The sequence below is a fragment of the Marinomonas colpomeniae genome, from assembly GCF_014803385.1.
Lineage (GTDB): Bacteria > Pseudomonadota > Gammaproteobacteria > Pseudomonadales > Marinomonadaceae > Marinomonas > Marinomonas colpomeniae.
Map to the genome: position 1 here is coordinate 404,687 of NZ_JACYFC010000003.1, position 22,845 is coordinate 427,531.

At 39.8% G+C, this 22,845-nt stretch carries 20 protein-coding genes and 1 riboswitch; of the genes, 13 read left to right on the forward strand and 7 right to left on the reverse strand.

Annotated features, from left to right (window positions below; all coding sequences use genetic code 11):
• The first annotated feature begins 20 nt into the window (after positions 1–20).
• On the forward strand, positions 21–350 hold the full coding sequence (locus tag IF202_RS11240) for a DMT family transporter (protein WP_191594990.1): 330 nt from the start codon (positions 21–23) through the stop codon (positions 348–350).
• Between the two features lie 121 nt (positions 351–471).
• On the opposite strand, the gene IF202_RS11245 is transcribed toward IF202_RS11240, so the two are convergent.
• The 3 genes from IF202_RS11245 to IF202_RS11255 form a co-directional block, all read right to left on the reverse strand.
• Complete coding sequence (locus tag IF202_RS11245) at positions 472–2,229, reverse strand: alpha-amylase family glycosyl hydrolase (RefSeq protein WP_191594991.1); 1,758 nt, start codon at positions 2,227–2,229, stop codon at positions 472–474.
• Positions 2,230–2,416: 187 nt separating this feature from the next.
• Positions 2,417–3,643: a glycosyltransferase family protein gene (locus IF202_RS11250; protein WP_191594992.1), complete on the reverse strand. Its 1,227-nt coding sequence runs from the start codon at positions 3,641–3,643 to the stop codon at positions 2,417–2,419.
• Positions 3,644–3,765: 122 nt separating this feature from the next.
• Positions 3,766–4,587, reverse strand: coding sequence for an HAD-IIB family hydrolase (locus IF202_RS11255; protein WP_191594993.1), 822 nt, complete (start codon positions 4,585–4,587; stop codon positions 3,766–3,768).
• A gap of 141 nt (positions 4,588–4,728) precedes the next feature.
• On the opposite strand from IF202_RS11255, the gene IF202_RS11260 reads away from it, so the two are divergent.
• The 8 genes from IF202_RS11260 to IF202_RS11295 all read left to right on the forward strand — a co-directional run bounded on the left by IF202_RS11260 (position 4,729) and on the right by IF202_RS11295 (position 13,821).
• Positions 4,729–5,631: a DMT family transporter gene (locus IF202_RS11260; protein WP_191594994.1), complete on the forward strand. Its 903-nt coding sequence runs from the start codon at positions 4,729–4,731 to the stop codon at positions 5,629–5,631.
• A gap of 602 nt (positions 5,632–6,233) precedes the next feature.
• Positions 6,234–8,333, forward strand: coding sequence for an ATP-dependent nuclease (locus IF202_RS11265; protein ID WP_191594995.1), 2,100 nt, complete (start codon positions 6,234–6,236; stop codon positions 8,331–8,333).
• Between the two features lie 2 nt (positions 8,334–8,335).
• On the forward strand, positions 8,336–10,096 hold the full coding sequence (locus tag IF202_RS11270; RefSeq protein WP_191594996.1) for a UvrD-helicase domain-containing protein: 1,761 nt from the start codon (positions 8,336–8,338) through the stop codon (positions 10,094–10,096).
• Positions 10,097–10,279: 183 nt separating this feature from the next.
• On the forward strand, positions 10,280–10,537 hold the full coding sequence (locus tag IF202_RS11275; protein ID WP_191595171.1) for a type II toxin-antitoxin system Phd/YefM family antitoxin: 258 nt from the start codon (positions 10,280–10,282) through the stop codon (positions 10,535–10,537).
• Complete coding sequence (locus IF202_RS11280; protein ID WP_191594997.1) at positions 10,525–10,821, forward strand: type II toxin-antitoxin system RelE/ParE family toxin; 297 nt, start codon at positions 10,525–10,527, stop codon at positions 10,819–10,821. The genes IF202_RS11275 and IF202_RS11280 overlap by 13 nt, the downstream gene beginning before the upstream one ends.
• A 224-nt stretch (positions 10,822–11,045) precedes the next feature.
• Positions 11,046–11,450 carry a GFA family protein gene (locus IF202_RS11285; protein ID WP_191594998.1) on the forward strand — a complete coding sequence of 135 codons (405 nt, stop codon included), beginning with the start codon at positions 11,046–11,048 and terminating at the stop codon, positions 11,448–11,450.
• A gap of 90 nt (positions 11,451–11,540) precedes the next feature.
• Entirely contained in the window at positions 11,541–11,933 is a 393-nt protein-coding gene (locus IF202_RS11290; protein WP_191594999.1) for a hypothetical protein, read from the forward strand.
• Between the two features lie 100 nt (positions 11,934–12,033).
• Entirely contained in the window at positions 12,034–13,821 is a 1,788-nt protein-coding gene (locus IF202_RS11295) for an ABC transporter transmembrane domain-containing protein (protein ID WP_191595000.1), read from the forward strand.
• A 117-nt stretch (positions 13,822–13,938) separates the two neighbouring features.
• Here IF202_RS11295 and IF202_RS11300 read toward each other — a convergent pair whose 3' ends face one another.
• From IF202_RS11300 to IF202_RS11315, 4 genes are all read right to left on the reverse strand, one after another.
• A complete protein-coding gene (locus IF202_RS11300) occupies positions 13,939–15,972 on the reverse strand; it encodes a TRAP transporter permease (protein WP_191595001.1) in 2,034 nt (677 codons plus the stop codon).
• Between the two features lie 95 nt (positions 15,973–16,067).
• Entirely contained in the window at positions 16,068–17,081 is a 1,014-nt protein-coding gene (locus IF202_RS11305) for a TAXI family TRAP transporter solute-binding subunit (protein ID WP_191595002.1), read from the reverse strand.
• Between the two features lie 226 nt (positions 17,082–17,307).
• Positions 17,308–18,366, reverse strand: a complete 1,059-nt coding sequence (locus IF202_RS11310) for a GGDEF domain-containing protein (RefSeq protein ID WP_191595003.1) — start codon at positions 18,364–18,366, stop codon at positions 17,308–17,310.
• 217 nt (positions 18,367–18,583) lie between these two features.
• Positions 18,584–19,021, reverse strand: a complete 438-nt coding sequence (locus IF202_RS11315) for a DUF3010 family protein (RefSeq protein WP_191595004.1) — start codon at positions 19,019–19,021, stop codon at positions 18,584–18,586.
• A 191-nt stretch (positions 19,022–19,212) separates the two neighbouring features.
• Positions 19,213–19,321, forward strand: a riboswitch (TPP riboswitch).
• A 67-nt stretch (positions 19,322–19,388) separates the two neighbouring features.
• Between IF202_RS11315 and IF202_RS11320 the strand changes: the two genes are divergently transcribed.
• The 4 genes from IF202_RS11320 (at position 19,389) to IF202_RS11335 (ending at position 22,693) form a co-directional block, all read left to right on the forward strand.
• Positions 19,389–20,195: an ABC transporter ATP-binding protein gene (locus IF202_RS11320; RefSeq protein ID WP_191595005.1), complete on the forward strand. Its 807-nt coding sequence runs from the start codon at positions 19,389–19,391 to the stop codon at positions 20,193–20,195.
• Positions 20,189–20,968 (forward strand): ABC transporter permease, encoded by a 780-nt coding sequence (locus IF202_RS11325; protein WP_191595006.1) that lies wholly within the window; start codon positions 20,189–20,191, stop codon positions 20,966–20,968. Before IF202_RS11320 ends, IF202_RS11325 begins: the two co-directional genes overlap by 7 nt.
• A 65-nt stretch (positions 20,969–21,033) precedes the next feature.
• Entirely contained in the window at positions 21,034–21,972 is a 939-nt protein-coding gene (locus IF202_RS11330; RefSeq protein ID WP_191595007.1) for an ABC transporter substrate-binding protein, read from the forward strand.
• Between the two features lie 37 nt (positions 21,973–22,009).
• Positions 22,010–22,693 (forward strand): TenA family protein, encoded by a 684-nt coding sequence (locus tag IF202_RS11335; protein WP_191595008.1) that lies wholly within the window; start codon positions 22,010–22,012, stop codon positions 22,691–22,693.
• The last annotated feature ends 152 nt before the right edge of the window (positions 22,694–22,845 follow it).

Consider the following 22,845-nt stretch of genomic DNA (forward strand, 5'->3'; position numbering starts at 1 on the left):
ACAAACGTAAGGAAGAAAAAATGACGTACCTTCTTTTGTGTTTAGCGATATTTGCAGAAGTAATTGCAACGTCTGCACTAAAAGCATCGGATTCCTTTACCAAACTCGGACCCGTTGTAGTTTTGGTGCTAGGTTATGGCGTGGCGCTTTACCTATTAAGTGTTGTCATGCGATCTATGCCGACGGGTGTGGCTTATGCTATTTGGGCTGGCTTAGGTGTCGTTCTTATTTCTTTGTATGGGTACTTTTTTGCTGATGAAAAATTAGACCCCGCAGCTTGTATCGGTATATCTTTGATTGTTATTGGTGTAGTGATCATTAACGCGTTCTCTAAAACCGTTACTCATTGAAACTACCTATTAAAAGCACTTAATAAAACACTAATAAAAAGCGCATAAAAAAACGCGACGCTTATCAGATGATGAACGTCGCGTTTTTTGTTTGCTTAGAAAAGTGCTTCTTTAATCGCTTTTAGCTTGTTTTGATCTTGCCCTTTTTATTAGCAAGCCAAACAAACTGATAAGGCATCAAAATCACTTTACCTAAATGATCTTCGTAAATTTGTTCAGTCACTAAATCTATCCAATCGTCCGTCGCAATCAAGTTAAGCTCAGAAAGGTTAAAGCTCTGTGGTTGGTCTGTCATATTGTAGACGGCAAAGAGGCTTTGTCTTCTATCTATGCTTTGTCTCCAAAACGCAAATAAGTTATCTCCCATATGCAATACATACTGAGTTGCGTTAGGGTGAAAGGCTGGTTGAGCACGACGAATTTTCGTTAGCCCAGAAATGCTTTGAAAGACTTTTTGATGATGAGTCGGGGTATTTAACGCATGATCAAGGTCTTCCATGTCCCAAATGTGTCGATTGATTGAGCGGTAATGCCCCGTGTTATCAACACGTTCTAAGTCATTTTCTGTACCGAATAAACTGTGAATGTAAAAGGCTGGAACGCCTTCTAACGCCATCATGACACCTGCAGCACAAAGGAAGCGGGCAAACTGCCATTGATCAGGGCCTTGTTGGGCCGATCCCGATAACGCATTCCAAAGGCTAATGTTTATTTCATAAGGTTTAGATTCGCCTTGAGGCGTCGTACGAGCACTCAGCTTTCCGCCAAAACGCTTCATCGTATTAATCAACGTTTCCAATTCCCATTCAGACAATAAGCCTTCAGTAGGGCGTAAACCAATACCATCATGGGACGCTAAGAAGTTTAAATAGGTTGTACCTTGCTGTGCTGGTGGCATGCTCATTAACCATTTTTTCAAATGGCTGAAATTACCTGTCACAAGGCTGTTAATGAGTAGTGGCGGTAAAGAAAAATTGTAAATTAAGTGCGCTTCATTGGCGTTACCAAAATAAGTCAGGTTTTCTTGGTTTGGTATATTGGTTTCTGTAATGATCACAGACTCTGGAGCGTAGTGCTCAATCATCAAACGCAATAAGCGAATCATTTCGTGTGTCTGCGGAAGGTTGATACTGTTCGTACCCGGTACTTTCCAAAGAAACGCCACCGCGTCTAGGCGGAACCAGCGAATGCCTTTCTCAAGATACAAGCGGATAATGCCTAAAAATTCTAATAAAACAGCTGGGTTTTCGAAATTCAAATCCACTTGATCATGACTAAAAGTACACCAAACGTGTTTAACACCATTCTTGGTTTGTACTTCTCGTAATAAAGGTGACGTTCGTGGGCGAACAACCGCACTTAAATCGGCATTTGGATCGGCTTCATAAAAGAAGTCAGCACCCGGATGCACGCCAGCTTTGTAGTTTTCAAACCACATACTACGGCTAGAGCAATGGTTAATAACCAAATCGCCCATGACTTTGAAGTCTTTAGCGAGGTTTTCAACATGATCCCATTTTCCGCTCGATGGATTAACTGTGGTGTAATCCATCACACTAAAGCCATCGTCTGAACTGTAAGGGAAAAAAGGCAATAGATGCACAGCAGATATACTGTCAGAAAGTTTGCTTTTCACAAACTTATGCAAGGTTTCTAGCGGCGCTTCGCCTTCACGACGCAAGGTGTCTGCGTAGGTGATAAGCATAATGTCCGATTGATCCCATAAATTATTATGAGGTCTAGGCGACTCGGTATCAGGATCAAGATGAAAGGTAGCTAAGCATTTCCGAGCCAACTCCGCCGTGTCTAAATTTGGGTAAAGCACCTGTAAATGAACAATAAGTTTTTGTTCTAGATGCGACAGAGATACATTTTCCATGATTACCTACCTGTCTCGATATTGGTGGATGTCTTATTATTGATAAGCGTTTTTACATCACTGAGCGGTACTCAATATGACGCGAAATACTTTGCGTTATGTGCTTTTTACTCTGTATTTTGCACGTAAGTGCAAAGAACATAGCGAGCCTTTACTGGTTATTAATCAGAAAAAGGCTCGCGTAACATTACTTCTTACCAAATTCTGCCATGTCTAATTCAACCGCTTCTGCCAGCTGAGACATAACCCCAGGGAACGCACTAACTACACGGTTCCAGCTAGGAATAAAAGGCGTTTCCATTGGGTTGTCTAAGTACTGTTCACCCGCTTTCATGATGTTGCTCGCGAACAACTCTACAGCTTGTTCTTCAGAGTGAACGTCCAGTTTGAGACCATTGATTTCGGCATCATTACGGTAGGTTTCAATAAAGTCCAAAGCCACACGATAATAAGTCGCTTTAATCGTACGGAACGTTTCGTGATTAAAAATTGTACCATTCGTTGCCAGCTTTCTAAAGATGGCCTTAGTAATATCGATCGACATTTTAGACAAGCCACCGTCATCGTTGTCAGCCGATAAGTCTTGGTGTTTATGATCGTAAATATCAGCGATATCAACCTGACACAAACGGTTGGTTGAATAGTTACGGTACATTTCACTTAGTACGCCAATTTCTAATCCCCAGTCACTCGGGATACGTAAATCTGTCATTACGTCGCGGCGGAAAGAGAATTCACCAGCAAGCGGGTAACGATAGCTGTCTAGGTAATCTAAGTAATCTAATTGACCAAAAACTTTCTTCAATGAATAAAGCAATGGAGTAACCAGCAAGCGGCTCACTCGGCCATTCATCTTGCCATTGGCAGCACGAGCATAAAAGCCCTTACAGAATTCGTAGTTAAAGTTTGGATTTGCCACAGGGTAAATAAGACGCGCTAATAATTCACGGTCATAAGTCACAATGTCACAGTCATGCATGGCAATGGATTCGGCCTTACCTGCAGCTAGGTTGTAACCCATGCAGAACCAAACATTTCGACCTTTGCCAGGGTCAGAAGGGGAAAGGTGCTCGCCTTTTAATACGCTATCAATAGCGCGTAAACGAGGGCCATCATTCCAAAGAACTTTGTAGTTTTGTGGCAAGACACTAAAAAATTCTAACGCGTGTTTGTATTGTTCTTCTGTTGCTCTGTCTAACCCTATGATAATTTCAGACAAATAAGGGACTTGCTGCAAATGCTTCAAAATATTCGGCATAGCATCTGTTTCTAATTCAGAATACAAGCACGGAAGGATAAGTGACATAGGACGTGTTTTAGCAAATTCACACAGTTCTTTCTCCATTTCTTCTAACGGACGGTGTGCCAAGTTATGAAGTGTGGTGATAATGCCGTTTTGATGAAAGTCGCCCATAAAAATTCTCCTAATAAAATAATATCAATGATCGTTTTTTGTCGTTTTTATTTTTTATAGTTTGATAACGTCTTCTTGTTTGATCTTCCTGATCCTCTTTACACTAATATAAAAAGGCCTTTTTACATAATGCCTTGTTTGCTCAATACCAAATCAATGGCTTGTGCCCACCCTTCAGGACCGTAAGCATCAGTAAGCCACGCGTCACTGCGATTAGGTACTTCTGGTGGAGCATGAACGGGTGAACGAATGACCACAGGAATGTCTGCTTTGCTTAGCATGCCGATGTCGTTCTCTCCATCGCCTAATGCCATAGTAATAAGTTTTTCGTCGTTCTGGCTCGCGTATACTTCTGTTAACCAAAGCATGGCGTTTGCCTTGTCACAGTGTTTCCCCATCAGGTGTGAGAAACGACCGCCTTTTTGAATCTGAATGTCGAACTGAGCCATATGCTCGCGTAATTTACTTAACGCAAGATTAGAATCTGTCCATAACATAGGTTCTGTAAATTCACGCTGCATTGCCATCTTAGCGTTTGCCTCATCCAATCCTGTTACAGACATAAGGTCTTGATACGTCATATCGCTAAAGCGCGTGAAGGTATAATGGCCTTTTTGGTCATTAGTGAGTTCAATGAGCTTGTCGCGTTTTGGCCCAAAAGCCTTTAACCAATAATCGCCACATTCTTCTAAGGTTTCATCAATTACGAGTGAGAGTTGTTTAGGGATATACACCGCAGAACCGTTTTCAACGATAAAGGGGTCTTGGTGATTAAGCTCTTTACGAAGGCTAATAAGCTCGTGAAACGTCTTGCTTGTATTAATCACACAAGGAATAGATAAGGTTTTAAGTGACTGTAATGCCACCAATGCAGGTTCAAAGCTGTACGTATGATGGTCAAGTAAAGTGCCATCTAGATCTGAAAATACTAAAAGACTCGTCATGTAAGTTCCATATATAGGCAGATCAAAATGTTATTGGTCTGCGTTAGGGTTAGACTTGCAAATCTGGTGCCAGTGCCCGAAACTAGGCTTTTTTCACTATGAGGTACTGGCTCAAGCATAGCTGAGCTTTTAAACAATTTGATGACAAGTTCGCTACGTTTACCCATCCTGATCACACTTGCCTTGTTAGCGTTCGCGGCTAATTCCGTTTTATGTCGTTTGGCTCTTGCTGGTGGGTTAATTGATCCTGCTAACTTTACCTTATGGCGTCTACTCAGTGGCGCCGTCACATTGGCGTTACTTTGTGCTTTTCAAAGCATCAAACAAAACGCCGTTTCTTTAGAAACAAACGCACTAAAAACCGTATGGCAAGAAGGCAGTTGGCTATCCGCACTGTCGTTGTTCATTTATGCGATTGGCTTCTCCTATGCCTATGTCACATTGGAAACGGGCATCGGCGCCTTGATACTTTTTGGTGCTGTTCAGCTAACGCTTATACTGTTTGCTGTTTGGGCAGGGCAGAAGCTTAGAATGCTTGAATGGTTAGGCTTACTGGTGGCCTTTGGTAGCTTTGTGTATTTGGTGCTTCCTACCTTATCTTCCCCGTCGTTAATCGGTTTTATCTTAATGACCTTCGCAGGTATTGCGTGGGGGTTATATACATGGCGAGGAAAGATCTCTTCTAAACCTTTATTCGCCACCACATCGAACTTTATTCGTACTTTACCGATACTCGTGATTGCCTTGATTGGTATCCATTTTAGCGGCGCTTACAGTGTAAATGGTGCAAGTTTTGACGGCATTTTATTTGCTGTTTTATCTGGTGCCGTCATGTCGGGAATAGGCTACGCACTTTGGTACGCCGTACTGCCTTCATTAACCGCATCGTTAGCCGCTGTACTGCAATTATTAGTACCCATAATTGCCACAGTAGGCGGCGTCATCTTCGCCAGCGAAGCCGTGACGTTACACCTAATAATCGCAACCAGTGGTGTATTAGGTGGCGTGTTATTAGTCATCATGGGAAGAAAAAAGAAAAACTAAATTGCTCATTTTTGGTGCGCTTTTATTCTGGCGCATCAAAATAGACAACCCCGTGAATCAAAATAGGGTGCTTTAAAAAACATCGAAACAACATCAAAATTCGATTTCACTGAACAGAAACTCGTTGGTCACGATTAGGAAGGCACGACCGTAATCTGACACTGAAAACGAAGTTTTCATCTTCTACTTCTCATAGTAGGTCTCGCCTTTAGGCCGACACACCACCAAGGGTCGAACCCCTTTTTACCCTTAAAACTTCATAATCACCGAAGACATAATCAAAAAGTGCTTTGTCCCAATAACCTCAGCCTTGCTCGTTTTGCCTAAATATTAATCATGAATTTGCGTGTTTGTACTGGTAGATAAATAAAAAGTCTTTTAGTATCAATTGATAAGCATTTTCAGTGCAGAGATAACGCGCTGGGGATTAAAGGAATAACACGCACGCTCGCTTTTCCAGTTTTTTAAAAAGCTCATAACTTAGAAAAATATATTTAAGTTAACTACTTAGAAAGAATTTAGAGAGCTTTTGAAAATGTGTAAACGGCATACGTATTAATACAGTGTTAGTGCTCATGCCTATGCAAGTTTGAGGTAAAGGAATGTATATAAGCTCATTAAGAATACGAAATTTTAGAAATTTTCTAAGCTCAAAATTCATGTTCAAAAAAGGCGTTAATACCGTTTTAGGTGAGAATGGTTCAGGTAAAACCAACGCACTTTTTGCTCTCAGGCTGCTACTTGACGAATCATTACCTCGAAACATTACAAAGTTAAGAGACAGCGATTTCTGCCGTAACCTAGATGATTGGAAAGGACACTGGATAGTTATATCAGTAGATTTTGAGGAGTTGTCGTCACACGAAGGCTGTCAAATATTAAAGCATGATACTGGGCACATGGACAACAGTGAAAAAGGTACATTAACTTTTTATTTCAGGCCATGTCTTAGAGTAAGGCAAGCATTATTCGAAGCTAACGGTAACGCAGATTTATCTCAACAAGTTATTGATGACATCAAAATTGATGACTATGAGCCAATATTTACCGGGAGAGCAAACGCCGATTTTCTTTGTGATAAAGCATACAGCGAACTAGTCGGTGATTTTGATAATCTTGTATTTCCCGACCCGAACAATCAAGATTTCAAGGCATATGGTGTTAAACTTTCTCCACTGCATGAAGAAGTTTCTTTTACTTTTGTAAAAGCTTTACGAGACGTTGTTTCGGACCTTAAAAACTATAGAAACAGTCCTCTAATAGCATTATTAAAAGGGTTAGAATCAGAAATATCTGACGAAGACTCTGAAAATATAACCACGCTTGTATCAGATTTAAACAATACAATTTCAGAATTGGATGAAATAAAGCAGGTTTCTAGCGGTATTCAAAATACATTGCACAAAACCGTCGGTTATACGTTTTCTCCAATAATAGATATAGAGTCGTCATTGCCAAGCGAATTAGACAAGCTTTTACAAAAGCTTTCGTTAACTGTTGGAGACAACTATGTTGACGGGTATAGCGGAGATCTAAATGAACTTAGCCTCGGTGGAGCAAACTTAATCTATGTCGCACTGAAACTTTTAGAGTATGAGCGAAAGCAAGAAGCAGATAAAGCAGCGCAGTTCTTAGTAATAGAAGAACCTGAAGCCCACATTCACACACACATACAGAAAACATTATTTGAAAACCATGCAATAAACAAAACTCAAGTATTTTTATCTACGCACTCAACACACATTTCTTCTGTAGCGAAGATATCGGAAATGAATATTTTAGGGTTAGACGAAAGTAAAGTAGACGTTTTCCAGCCTGCAACTAACTTAAATCCGATAGAATGCGGCCGCATTGAAAGATACTTAAATGCAACTCGGTCAACGTTACTTTTTGCTAAAGGAGTGCTTCTAGTCGAAGGGGAGGCTGAGTTAATACTAATACCAGCTTTGGTAAAGAAGGTTCTAGGTATTTCACTCGATGAATTAGGCATTAGCTTAATAAGCATGGATAGTGCTTTCTTTGAGCATATATCTAACTTATTCCATTCTAATAGAATACGTAAACATTGCGCGATAATTACAGACTTCGATACTTCTATTACTAAACTTCCTGCTGACAAAACAAAAGATAATGAATATTTGCGTTCTTGTCGTAACTCTCAAGAATCAGGAGTAATAAGAAAAAGGAAACTAGATGAGCATACTAAGGATAACCCCTACATTGAAGCATTCTATGCACAGCATACATTTGAAGTTGATTTTCTGATTGCAGATAACGTCGTTGAAGCAGTTGAGGTTCTTGAGTCCATTTATAACAAAAAGGCTTATATTAAAAAATCAAAAGCGCTACTAGAAGACAAAGGCGTTGACGTTTACGGAAAGGAAATACTTCGACTTGCTGATAAGGTTGGCAAGGGGTGGCTATCACTTTTGATTACCGAGTGTGTTTCGTCTGAAACTTACATCCCTAAATACGTAATAGATGCTATTGCTTTTTCCTGCGGTAATAAACTTGCACCGCAAGTTATTTATAAAATGTGCAAATACAGGTTGATTAATCCAATGCCTGCATTTAAAGACAAAGACAAGCCAAAACAGTTCTTTGCCGACAATAAAGATGACATTAATGCCTGTATTGTGGAATTCACAAAGCAATGCCCAGATGACGATTTATCCTATTTAATTGGCTTATTGGATAGGTAGATATGAAATTAAGTATTGAGCAGCAAGCAGCGGTAAACTGTATTGGAAATGCTTATATAACGGCGTGCCCAGGTAGTGGAAAGACTAGAGCGCTTACAGCACGAATAGCAAAAAATGTTCAGGAATTAAAGCATCGGAATAACAAAGTTCTTGCCGTAACGTTCACTAATCGAGCAGCAAATGAAATAAAGTCTAGGCTTGAAGAAAACTACACTATTGAAAGTGGTCGCATTTGGGCAGGAACTATCCACTCATTCGCACTTGAGTGGATAATAAAGCCATACGCTTCATACTCTCCCCCCCTTAATGCTGGCTATTCAATAGCTGATGAATTTGAAACCAGAAAAATACTAAATAAGCTAAAAGCTGACAAAGGGTTAAGAGTTTTCGATGAAATAAATACGACTTTTAATCGTCAAGGTGTGGTTGAGAACTCTGATAGACGAGCAAAAGAGGTGGAGCAAGAGTATCGCCACATACTTAAATCGCGTAAGAAAATTGATTTTGACCAATCGCTATATTTTGCTTTTCAGTTAATGGAACTGATACCTGAAATAGCTCACACGCTAAGCAATATTTTTAGCAATATATGTATCGATGAGGTTCAAGATACGCAAGATCTACAGTATGCAATATTGGCTAAAATATTTAACGAATCTTTTCATAAACCTACACTGTTTATTGTGGGTGATGGAAATCAAGCTATTTATGGAGGTATCGGAGGGAAATCTCTTTCTTTAGCGGAATTAAACGCCGAGTTTATTGGCAGTAATATCAACTACTTTACTTTTAGCGATAATTACCGCTCTACACAAAGGTTAGTTGACTATTTTTCGGTATTTAGAGGTGTTCAGGGGGGGCTATCAAAAGCTGAACACAAAAATAACCAAGGAATTATAAGCTTCTTCAATCAAGCTGTAGATAAAGATCAATTAGCGGAAGCTATAGCAGAGTTAATTAAAGGTGAACTCAATAATGGTTCTAGTGAAAATGATATTTGTGTTATTGCTCCACAATGGGCACCAATTAGGTCAATGACTAAAAAGCTTATAGCCTTGCTTCCTAATGTCAGGTTTGATGCACCCGCCTTATCACCATTTCACGGACAACATGACAACTTTTGGCTGATAGTTTCCAAGTTAGCACTAACTGAACCGTCAGGAAGGTTACTTAGTGTTCGAGTAAGATGGGCAAACGAAATATTAAATCATCTATCAGATGTCTATCACCATACCAGTGAGCTAACAGCCAAAAAGCTACTTAAGGTAATTAATTCTTTCCAAAGCGAAACTAGGATTGGAACTGAATATCTTAAAGAGTGTTTTGAATTTATGTTAGATGAACTTGACTTAGATTTAGTAAGTGATGTCGCTCTCAAGGAGCAATTTGATTTGTTTTTTGAAAAAGCCACTTCAAATATAGAAAATAATAATGGTCAATATGAAGACTCTGTTGTTGCACTAAAAAGTTTTTTTAAAGAGTCCACCGGTATAGTTGTTAACTCTTGCCATGGTGTAAAGGGCGAAGAATATAAAACTGTAATTGCTTTCGGTTTGCTAAAAGGGTTTATCCCACATTGGAGCGACATAATTAACCAACCAGCTTATGTTGGACAAAATGCAGAATCAAAAATGCTCTACGTAATCGCTTCAAGAGCAAAAGAAAAACTGTATTTATTTGCAGAGTATGGTCGTAGAACACAGGGAGGAAATCCTTATGAAACTTCTAACTTATTGAATGCATATAGTTATCAATATGATTAAACCTTCAGAATCATCTCTACTATTAAAAGTTGTCGCGGTTAGTACATGAATTCGGCAGCACCAACAAGCGCATATTGCCGGACTGGTTTTCCGCTGCGATCCAAATCAGTCGAAAAAGTTGGCGCCAGCCTTCCTGTTGAGTCTTTGTACGCAAGTGACACTTTAGTGCTTAAGGTGAACATCATGAAAGTCGAATTAGTGACTACTTTAAAAAGACAAGCTACAAAAACATTGGCGGATCTTCATACATCAAAAGAACCTGTGTTAATTACTGAGCACGGCCAGCCCTCAGCGTATTTAATCGATGTCGATGACTTTGAGATGATGCAAAAGCGTATGGCGATATTAGAAGGCATTGCTCGTGGTGAAAAAGCGATCAAGGAAGGTCAGGTACTTTCAAATGAGTCAGCCAAAGAGCAAATGAAAAAATGGCTGAAATAGTTTGGACCGTTCCAGCACTAAATGAAATTAACGATATAGCGGATTATATTTCGCTATCAAATCAAAATGTAGCAGAAAAGCTGGTCACAAGCATCTTTGAAACAATAGAGAGATTAGAAAGTCACCCTGAGTCAGGGAAAGTACCAGCTGAAATTCCGACGTTAAATTACCGAAAGATTGTGGTAAATCCGTGTCGAATTTTCTATAAATTTGAAAGCGATAAAGTCTTCATATTACATGTAATGCGTCAAGAACAGGACCTTAGACGGTTTCTTTTAACTTAGTAAAGTTAACAAGTGCTCTCAGATGTACCACCAGAGTATTTTCAAGTCTTGTTATTTCAAGAGAACTTACCGCAAGGAATCGTTACTAACCATGAGCCTTTTTCGGCAAAGGGATAATACGAGATACAGCTTTGTTGAGTTAAAAAATTCTCAGCAATGGCAAAGCACATTTCACCTGAGAATAGATAAAGCAACCATCCAACTTCACACCTAAGGTCAGCGCAATGATATTCAGATACAATGGCTCTTGTTTATGCAATAAAGTCACTTTTAGCGTTAGCGGATTCAGTGAAAAAGCCGCTAATTGCTATTGTACTATGTGCCAAAAATTTCATGGAGCGGCGTTTGGAACGCTAGTGAGTGTTGTTGGATTAACATGGAATTCTGGCGTTGAACTCTTAAAATATTATGAAGCTGATAACGGTACTGTTCGTACATTCTGTAGCGAATGTGGCTCAAGTTTAGGTTTTAGAGTAAAAGACGCACCGATGGAAAACATTGAGTTAGCCATTGCTACTTTTAATGATGATATTCCTGTAAAAATTGATGCTCAAATATATACCCGTTATCGCTCAAATTGGTGTCATTTAGATCCTGATTTACCTGCGTTCGAAGAAGGTCGAGTTTAGCTTAAAGCCAAACTCCTGTTTTGGCTCTTACTTTAAACGCATGCACAATTTTCTGTACGTATCTGCTTTTTTAAAGGAACAAAACCTCTAATGAATACTTATATTACTTACTGTGTCGCTGTCCTTATTGCTTGTTTGGGCGCAGCGCTGTCTTACGTTGAATTCCTTGATGATATTGACTGGTTTGCACGCAGTGGGTCTCTCATCGTGATCGTTGGTATTTTGTACACAATTTTAGAGTTTTATGAGCATCAATATGACCATAAAACCCTTAAACGTCAGGCTCCAAATTTATTCGCAGACATTAAACATGAACATAAGCACCTTGATGAAAAGAAAGTTAAAATTTGGAAGGAGAACGCTGAAGAGTTAGAGGATGATTTTAAAAACAGCATTGAAAAAACCACGATGAAGCACGAAGGTATTTTTCTCATGACGGGAACATTTATTTGGGGCTTTGGTGATTTGCTGTTTAAGTTCTAGTTGTCATATCAAGTATTCTTTCTTTTTTCCTGTAAATTGAAATACAGTGTCTACTAAGATGATATTTTTACTATAGCACTGTCTACCAAAAGGCCTTTCCTTGCCACATTCCTCAGAATCCAAAACACCGACGAACGCTTATCAAAGCTTGTTGCCTATTTTTAGTTTTATTAAACCTTATAAAGGCACGGTTGCCTTGGCGCTGTTTTTCCTGATGTTCACGGCGGGTATCAGCCTGTCTTTGGGGCAGGGTGTGAAGATGGTGATTGATAGTGGCTTTATTTCAGGCTCAGTTGATCAACTCACCAGTACCATTTTGATGCTGATAGGCATGATCTTTCTGTTGGCCTTCGGTACTTTTTTTAGATTTTACCTAATGTCATGGCTTGGTGAGCGGGTGAGTGCGGACATTAGAACCGCGGTGTTTAATCAAATTATCCATTTGCACCCAAGTTACTTTGAAGAAAACCGCAGCGGCGAATTGATGTCTCGGCTCACTACTGATACCGCTTTATTGCAGTCTATTATTGGTTCGTCTTTTTCAATGGCCCTGCGTTCGTTTTTCATGTTACTTGGTGGTTTGGTGATGTTGTTTGTCACCAATTTCAAGCTTTCTATGATTGTTGTGGTGTGTGTTCCGCTTATTTTGATTCCTATGGTGATCTTCGGTCGTAGGGTTAGAAAACTGGCGTCTAGTAGCCAAGATGCGATTGCCGATATTGGTACTTACGCTGGCGAGATGATTCAAAATATAAAAGTCGTGCAAAGCTATAACCATGAAATTCTTGAACAAAAAGCCTTCGGTGATGAAGTAGAAAAAGCGTTTGATGTTGCTAAAAAACGCATCAAACAGCGTTCGTTCTTGTTTGCGGCGGTGATTTTATTAACCTTCGCGGCAATTAGCGTCATGCTGTTGGTTGGTGGTATGGACGTGATTGAGGGCAAGATGACGGGCGGTGAACTCGGTGCTTTTGTTTTTTACGCCATCATGGTCGCTATGTCTGTGGCAACCGTCGCAGAAGTGTACGGTGAGTTACAACGCGCCGCAGGTTCTGCCACACGTTTGTTAGAGTTGTTAGACATTGAAAGCATGATTACGTCTCCTAGCAATCCGCAGCACTTTTCTAAACAACAGTCGAAGCAAAACACGGTTGCAATTGGCTTTTATAATCTTGATTTCTATTATCCTTCTCGCCCTGATGTGGCGGCTCTGCAAGATATAAACCTCACCATAGAGCATGGACAAACGGTTGCCTTGGTTGGCCCGTCTGGCGCAGGCAAAACAACCATGTTTGAAATGTTGCAGCGCTTTTACGATCCGCAACAAGGTCATATTACTTTGAATGACGTTTCTATTGAGCAGTTACCATTGTCTGAATTACGAGACGTGATGGGCATGGTGCCGCAGCATCCTGTGCTATTTAGCAGTGACGTTATGCATAACATTGGTTACGGTAAACCACTTGCGTCACAAGCCGAGATTATCGACGCGGCGAAACGCGCCAATGCACATGAATTTATCGAACAATTACCACAAGATTATGAGAGCTTCTTGGGAGAACAAGGTGTGCGCTTGTCCGGTGGTCAGAAACAACGGATTGCCATTGCTCGCGCCATTTTAAAAGACCCTGATGTCTTATTGCTTGATGAAGCGACGAGTGCGCTTGATGCTCAAAGTGAGTTTCATGTGCAAGAAGCGCTGAATAAATTAATGGCCAATCGAACCACCATCGTCATTGCCCACAGTCTCGCTACGGTGATTCACGCAGATAAAATCGTGGTGATGGACAAAGGCCGAATTGTAGATACAGGCACGCATCAATCTTTATTGATTACATCGCCGCTTTATCAGCGTTTGTGTGAATTGCAGTTTGAGCAGGCTAGGTAAGTAGGTAAGTAGGTAATAGTCTAGATGGATTAAACGCAAACACCTTATATTTTTTTATATCTAAAAATACATAAGATGTTTGCTGCTTAAATTATTTCTTTTATTGCGTGGGTGTGTTTATTGAATCGCTGCTTTCTTTTGCTTTAATTGCAGTACGATTAATGGCGTAACCAATACTAGGCCTATGACCATAGTGATTATTCCTGGTGCGATGAACAAGAAAGAAATCAAAGCAAAACACCAACGCTGAGTCATACTCATTGGTGCGAATAGGTAGCCTGCAAATGAGGTTCCAAGACTTGCTATCCCCAACATAGCGCCTATCAAGGTAATAAAGAACGCACTCCATGTGAATCCATCTGTTACCAATAACAATGCCGGCGAGTACACAAACACGAATGGTACTAGTGCTTTTGCAATCCCTAGACGGAAGGCTGTGTTACCTGTTTTGAATGGGTTGGAGCCAGCAATACCTGCAGCGGCGTAAGCAGCCAGTGCAACGGGTGGGGTTATATCGGCCAATACTCCGTAATAGAACACAAAGAAATGCGACACAATAGGTTCTACTTGCAGCTGTGCTAGTGCTGGTGCGGCAACTGCAACGAGAATGATATAAGTAGCGGTTGTTGGAATACCCGCACCCATAATAATACAAGCTAGAGCGATTAAGACTAGAGAAACGAATAAAGCCCATTGCTCAATACTAAAGTAACTAAGTGGCCAAATATTACCTAGCACATCACCAATGTCTGTTGCTGTTTGTACCACAACATAACCTAATCTGAATCCTACTCCTGTCAGCGTTACCACACCCACAACAACGCCAACGGTTGCCGCTGCAGCACCTACAGCAAGGGTATTTTTTGCGCCAGCAGACAGTGATGACCATAAGTCAGGAATGGTTAGTCGATTGACTGGATTTAAAAAGCCAACAACGACACAAGCAATAATGCCATAAACCGCAGCAAAATCAGGTGTTCGACCCGCTAGGATAAAGTAAACCAAAATTGCTAGTGGGATGAGTGATAGCCAGTGCTGTTTTAGCACCAATGCGGCTTTTGGAAGCTCTTCAGCGCGTAATCCACGTAGGCCTAATTTTTTCGCTTCAAGATGCACCATGATGAAAATACCAAAGTAGTGCAACAAGGCTGGAAAAAGGGCAGCGGCCAAAATATCACGTAATGGAATTTCTAAATATTCCACCATGATAAATGCAGCCGCCCCAAGAATAGGCGGAGTAATCTGACCGCCAGTAGATGATGTTGCTTCTACTGCACCTGCAAAATGGGCTGGATAGCCTACTTTTTTCATGGCTGGAATGGTGAGGGCACCAGTCGTAACGGTATTGGCGATGGATGAACCAGATATGGTTCCCATAAAGGCCGATGAAAAAATGGCTACTTTTGCAGGGCCACCAGAAAAACGACCAGCAATGACCATGGCTAAATCAATAAATAATTGGCCTAAACCAATTCGAGTCGCCAATACGCCAAACAAAATAAATAAGAAAACATATTGAGCCATTACACCAATCGCCACACCATAAATGCCTTGGTTTGTTAGGTATAAATGGTTAATAAGGCCAAGCCAGCTTGTGCCACCATGCTTTAAAGCGCCTGGTGCGTAAGGCCCAAATAAAGCGAACGCAATAAAGATAAGCGCGATAATAGGCAGAGTCGGGCCAACAGAGCGACGTGTTGCCTCAAGAGTCAGTATTAGTAATGTTGAGCCAATAAGTATATCAATATCAGAAGGGTTGCCTACTCGGTCTGCCAGTATTTCAGGAGGCAATAAAGGTAAGTAAAGTGCAGAAGCAACCGTTAAGACACTGCAAATAAGGTCAAGAATCGAAATGCCACCAATTTGGTACCATTTTGATTTTATAAATTCGGTAGAGGTCGATTTACGCCATGAAAATAATAAAAAGACGAGACCAAGTACAAACGAGATATGGATGCCTCGGTGTAATACCTCTCTAATTAAACCAAAACCAGCAGCATAAAAGTGATAAGCAGACATAGCAACAAGTAAGAAGCTAATGAAGAATCCAATGGCTTTACCTGTCGGTCTAAAAGCGAGTTCAGGATCGTATTTTCGCTCTATTGCTTCGAGCTCTTCAGGTGTTAAATCAGGGGTTGTATCTGATGACATAAGTTTTTCCAACGGTAAGCTATATTACTGGTGCTTCACACATAAAAAAATACGGATGCCTTTTTAGAAAGACATCCGTATTGATGTAAAACGCCTTACTTTATTAAGCCAATTTCTTTATAAAAACGTTCGGCGCCAGTATGAACAGGAACACCGACACCATCTAATGCTGTCTCTACTGTGATTGTTTTCCCTTTAGCATGACCTACATTTAATAATGTACGAGATTTTTCATTCCATAATGCTTTAGTGATGTTGTAAATTAATTCATCATCTTGCTTAGCGCTTGTATACCATTGAGCGCCAACGGCTACTGTTGCTGTTTTAGCAACACCTTCGTAAGCGTCTTCTGGAATAGCACTTTGTGAAAAGAAGCCATATTTATCTGTTAGCTTTTTCGCTGCTGCGCCATCAATAGGAACCAGTTTGATTTTTTCAGCAGAAGCTAATTCAACAATACTACCTGTTGGGTAACCCGCTACAGTGAAAAATGCATCAATTTTACCGTTACGTAGAGCTTCTGATGCAGCGTTACCTTTTAAGGCTTCAGCTTGAATGTCTTTAACAGATATTCCATTAGCATCAAGAATCAGTTTAGCGTCAACGTAAGTACCAGAACCTGGCTCGTCAAGAGAAACACGCTTACCTTTAAGGTCTGCAACAGAATTAATACCACTGTCTGCTAATGCAACAAGATGAATGTGTTCTTCAAACAAAGCAGCAATAGCGCGTAAGTCAGTTGATGGTTTTTTACCTTCCATTGTGCCTGTTCCAGTGTAAGCCCAATAAGCTACATCAGATTGAGCAAAACCAGAGTCACGTAAACCAGAAATTACAGCATTAATGTTATCAACTGAACCACGAGAAGAAACTGCAGAAGCAATTAAACCATCAACACCACAGCTACCGCCTTCAGAACAAGCGCGAGAGCCTGGTGGCTTAGAAATCGCATTGGCGATAACACCACCAACTGGGTAATAAGTGTACGCTGTGCCACCAGTTCCTATAGTGAAGAATTTTAAGTCAGCTGCTGATACAGCACTGCTTAACCCTGAAAGAATAACCATGCCCAGTAGACTTGATGTTAATGCATTTTTTAAAAAGCTCATGTATTACCTCTTTACTGAATGTTTAATTGATTAAAGCCGTTTGATGTTTAATGGTTCTAATTTTTTGAATTGTGTCCTTAATCCTAGATTATTAGACATATAAAAGGAAATGAAATTGTTATTGAGTAAGTCTGTATCGTTTATTTTGTGAAGATTGGGCTTGAATCCGCTTTTTATGGGCTATATCAACTTGAAATACCAAGCTATTGAAGGAATAAATGTTTTGTTAATTGTCCTCTTTGAAGACTATACGGTTACGGCCATTGTTTTTTGCTTCGTAAAGCGCTTTGTCAGCGATTTTAAAGAAATCAGAGAACAGTTTTTTATTTTCAGTACTTTTTGTAACGCCAATACTTACCGTTACTTGAAGAGGAGGGCCACTAGGAACTTCTATTTCTAGATTTTCTATTGCTCGTCGAATTCTTTCTGCAATTTTTAATGCTTCTTCCGAAGAAACATTTGATAATACTGCAACAAATTCTTCTCCGCCTATTCTAGCAATACGATCAATATCTTTTAAGTAAGTTTTAGCTGCATTAGCCGTTTCTTTTATTACTATGTCACCAATATCATGACCAAAATTATCATTTATTAATTTGAAATTATCTAAATCTAAAATTAATAAATATAAGTCTTTTTTATCTTGTTGGGATAACAGTAAAAGCTTCTCAAAAGAAATCATTAACCCTCTACGATTCAAGAGGGAGGTTAATGAGTCTGTTTTAGCTTGTTTTGATAAAAGATGAATCATTGATGTTCTATTTTTTTCATAGGCTATAGACAGTAATATGCTACAAAATAATGCTCCAGTAACACCAAAAATTGCACTGGTGGTAAATCCTTTTTCTGGGTACTGGATGACGATATTGATTAGGCCAGCTATATATACGGTACTTATTAATAACGAAACTCTAAGGCCTAGTTTTTCACCCAATAGAAAAAATGATAAGAAAGGAATTAATGCAAACCAAACTATGCCGCTTTCCTCAACATGATTAGAAAATGCTCCTGATCCTATTACGGTCGAGATAACGATAAGACCGAAAATAACAGCTAAAGAATTAACGCCTCTTTTATTTTCAACGTAGGCTATTGATAAGAGAATGACACACCCAATCGCTTCTATGGTGGCATCCAAATACAATTCTGTATAAAAAAAATCGATAAGAGAGAAGACGGTTAGAAACATTGAACCAAGCAAGGAGCCTTTGAAAATAATGCGCCTATACCCTGCGGTATAAACTATATCTTCAACTGTTGTTACTTCCGTGTATTTTTTTGTCATTACTTTTCCATGTGTTTTTCGTCGACAAGTTACAGATATATTGTGAATTCGGATGTGCTGATTTGATGGCGGCTATTATAACTGATCCTATGTACTATAGTAGTTTAATAAGACAAAAAATTGGTGATGAAAAACATAAAAAAACGGACCCTTTTTATATTTTGGTCCGTTTTTTTATGTTTATTTTTCGTTCTAAAAGTAGAGTGTTAATTAGAGCTTATTCTTCAATAATATGCTCAGATAGTGACGCGTAAGCAACCGTAAAAGCCCCTTCTTGAAAGGCTTTTAGACCAGTGGCTTTAAACGGAATTGGCATTGGATTATGTTGAAGAATGTCTTTGATTTTAGTGCTATTGAATAGAACAACTTCAACTGTATCTATTAATTGGATTGCTGCTTCGATTTTAAAGCCAACAGAACTGCCTGCAAATTTACCTTTTGTGAGACGTTCGCGAATAACCGCTTTTTTAACTTTATAATCTTCGAACAGTTTTTTAAGCATAAACTGAAATTTACGCACGCTGTCTGTGTCGTTTGAGTTGCTTAACGTGTGACGTATTTGACGACATTCCGTTATTTGAAAAAGTCCGTCTTCTTTAGACAGAAGGCAAAGAATAACTTCACTGCCTTTGATGTCGATACCGCAAGTAATCATAAAAAGATCCTGAATAGGGTGGTTTCGGGCATTATCGCACAATTTACCGAAATCGTGATGTTTTCGATTTTACAAAGCGACTTTCCTCAATGAAAGAATTTTAAATGAGTTGACACTGTTTAATTGAAAGGGCATGATTTTTCGCAATTCGCAGCTTATGTTTTTTCTGTAAGCGGCGAAAAAATACAATTTAAAGTTAGTCGGGGAGCTCAATTGAGCTGAGACTGAAGGTGAATGCTTTCTATACCCGTTGAACCTGAACCAGTTAATACTGGCGTAGGGAACTGGCGAACCTATCCTATAAATCATCACGGATTTTATCGTGGTGATTCTTATTTAGGCTGCCGTTTCTGCGCGGGAGCTTACTATGTCATCACTATCTACTTTTTGCATTGAAGCCAGTTTACGCTATTCCGGCCGTTCGATTCCAATATACACAAAGCTAAGAATGCAACTGCCTAAAAACACTTTTACCTGTTTGTTGGGAGAGAGTGGTTGTGGAAAAACCAGCCTTTTAAGACAAATTGCTGGTTTTAATGATGACGTTTCTTCTTCTGAGTTTGTTGTAACGGATGACAATAAAGAGCCGAGTCTAATAGATCTTTCTAGCCAGGTGGCTTACATGGCTCAGCAAGATTTACTAATGCCTTGGATGAATGTACTTGATAATGTTTTACTGAGTGATGATTTATCTCGACCTTTGTTTCATAAGAAAACCAGTACTCAATACGAGAAGCGTGAGCAAGCTTTATTGTTACTGGCAAGGTTAGGCGTTGCTGAAGCCGCTTATCATAAACCGAACCAGCTTTCGGGCGGCATGAGACAAAGAGTCGCACTTGCAAGAACCCTAATCCAAGATAAGCCAATCGTTTTGATGGACGAACCTTTTGCTGCGTTAGATGCTTTCAATCGATACAAACTTCAAGACCTTGCTGCTCAGATGCTTGCAGATAAAACGGTTGTATTAGTTACTCATGATGCGCAAGAAGCCTTGCGATTGGGTGAGCAAATTCTTCTATTTCCTAACGTAGAAAAAAAACCTAATGAAGGGCGAGAAGCGTTTCAATTCATTAAGCCACGTCTACCAAATACCACTATCCCTAGAGCTATTAACGCTGAGCTTGGACTTTATCAAGCTCAGCTGCTAGAGCACATGGGAGTTGTTTCATGTTAGAACGTCGATTCTCGAAAAAAGGGTCTTTATCTAGTATTGCTAGACTGCTTTGTATTGCTTTTGTCTTGTTGTTTTTTTGGTGGTTAATGGTCTTTTTGACGGATGTTCCAAGTTTTATTTTGCCTGCTCCTCAAATGGTGTTTATTAAATTGTGGCAATTAAAAGCCTTACTTTTTTCCCACTTACTAGTCACTTTATTTGAAATCGTCGGCGGCCTTTTATTAGGCGTTCTCTTAGGGTTTATTTTTGCGATTAACATGCAATTATTTTATTCCGTGAGGCTTTGGTTGTTACCTATCTTGCTGTTCAGTCAAGCTGTTCCTGTTTTTGCATTAGCGCCTATTTTGGTTCTTTGGTTAGGTTATGGCATGTTTTCTAAAGTAGTGATGGCCGCTATTATTATCTTCTTTCCCGTCTTAATGACCTGCTTCGATGGCTTACGCCACACCCCTATTGGATACCTAGATCTTGCTAAAACGATGAATGTAAAAACATGGCAGGTTGTTTTGCGTATCAGGTTTCCTGCCGCTTTACCTGTTATTGCCTCTGGTTTGAGAATGGCCGTTGTCGTGGCTCCTATTGGCGCAATTATTGGGGAATGGGTCGGGTCTGGCGCAGGGCTTGGCTATTACATGTTACACAGCAATGCACGTATGCAGGTGGCGGAAATGTTTGCTGCGTTGATCCTGTTAGCAGGGTTATCTATCGGTCTTTATTACATAACAGATTTAGTGTTGAAAAGGTTAATACCTTGGAACCAAGAGCAGCGTTAATGATTAAGAAGTGACAATAAATTCAAAGCAATAATAAATTCAAAAACACGAAAAGGAAAATACACATGAAAAACTCATGTTCTCGTCTGATAGTAACATCGCTAATGATGCTTGCTTTTACTAGTGCTCATGCCGAAGAAAAAATGACGTTGATGCTCGATTGGTTTGTTAACCCAGATCATGGGGCGTTAATTGTGGCTCAGCAACAAGGTTTGTTTAAAGATCAGGGGTTGGACATTACGATTCAAGAACCGACTGATCCCAGTATGCCAGCTAAATTAGTGGCTGCAGGTAATGTTGAGCTAGCCGTTTCTTACCAGCCTCAGCTTATTCAAGATGTTGCCGTTGGTTTACCCCTCGTGCGTATATCTACTTTAATTGGTACGCCGCTTAATACACTGATGGTGTTGGATTCGAGTGATATTAAGAGCATTGCAGATTTAAAAGGTAAAACGATTGGTACAGCAATTGTTGATGGGGTTGGTGAAGCGACTGTGGACGCTATGCTGAAAAACTCAGGATTATCTATAAGTGATGTGAGCATTATTAATGTGGGATGGGGGCTTTCTAGCTCGTTAGCTTCTAAACAAGTAGATGCTATTTATGGCGGCTACCGTAACTTTGAAATGCACCAGTTAGCGACAGAAGGCTTTAAAGGACGTGCTTTCTTTGTTGAGGAAGAAGGGGTTCCGCCATATGACGAGCTTGTTGTTGTAGCGAAAAGAGATAAGTTAGATACGACGACAATTCGTAAATTTAACCGTGCGATAGAGTTGGCAACACAATACATAGTGAATCATCAAGACGAAGCCTGGAATGTTTTTAAATCTTATAAGAGTGATTTAGATACAGAGCTAAACCGCTTAGCGTGGAAAGATACGGTTATTCGTTTTGCTTTACGACCTGCAGCTTTAGATGTTCAGCGTTATGATGAATACGCGGCTTTTTTGAAAGCCACTGGGTTAATAAAGCAGATTCCAAACAGTGACAGCTATTTAAAGTAAATGATTTTTATCCCTTATATTATAAAAAGAGCCCGAAATGACGCAATTTAATCTACTACAAACACGATTAGTTGAACCTAATGCCGCCGCTTGGAAAGACTACACTCAACATTCATTTGTGGAGGAATTAGCGAAAGGTATTTTACCAGAAGCTTGTTTTCAGCATTACTTACAACAAGATTATTTATTCTTGAAACACTATGCCAGAGCGTATGCCTTAGCTATTTATAAAAGCGATAATATTGCTGATATGGGACCGAGTTTTACATGTTTACAGGGTTTAATTGGCGGTGAGTTGATGTTGCATTTAGGCTATTGCCAAGAGTGGGGGTTAGACGCTCAAGCCATTGAAGCATTGGAAGAGGGCGTTGCGACTGTTGCGTATACTCGTTTTGTGATAGATACAGGTGTAGCAGGTGACTTACTTGATTTGTTAGTGGCGCTTGCTCCTTGCGCATTAGGCTACGCTGAAATAGGCACAAGGCTGTATAGCGCGACTAGTAGTGTTCCAGAAGGAAACCCGTATTGGCCTTGGGTTGAAATGTATGCGAGTGAAGACTTTATTTCTTCTGTGAATAATCAATTGTCATTTTTAGAAGAAAAATTAATTGAAATCCCATTAGATTCACCTCGTTGGGCTAAATTACAGCGAATTTTTTGCACGGCTACTAAAATGGAATCTGCTTTTTGGCAACAAGGTTTAGCGGTTAATCAAGCCTAAGGGTTGCATTTTAAGCGCTTGTATTACGTCTATTTTACTAAATGGCTTATCCTGACCTTATAGAGGGCTTGATAAGCCATTTATGTTTTATTAATACACTAAAGAAGGAAAAAAGTTAAAGGGAAAAATTAATAATTGCAATTTAATGCAAA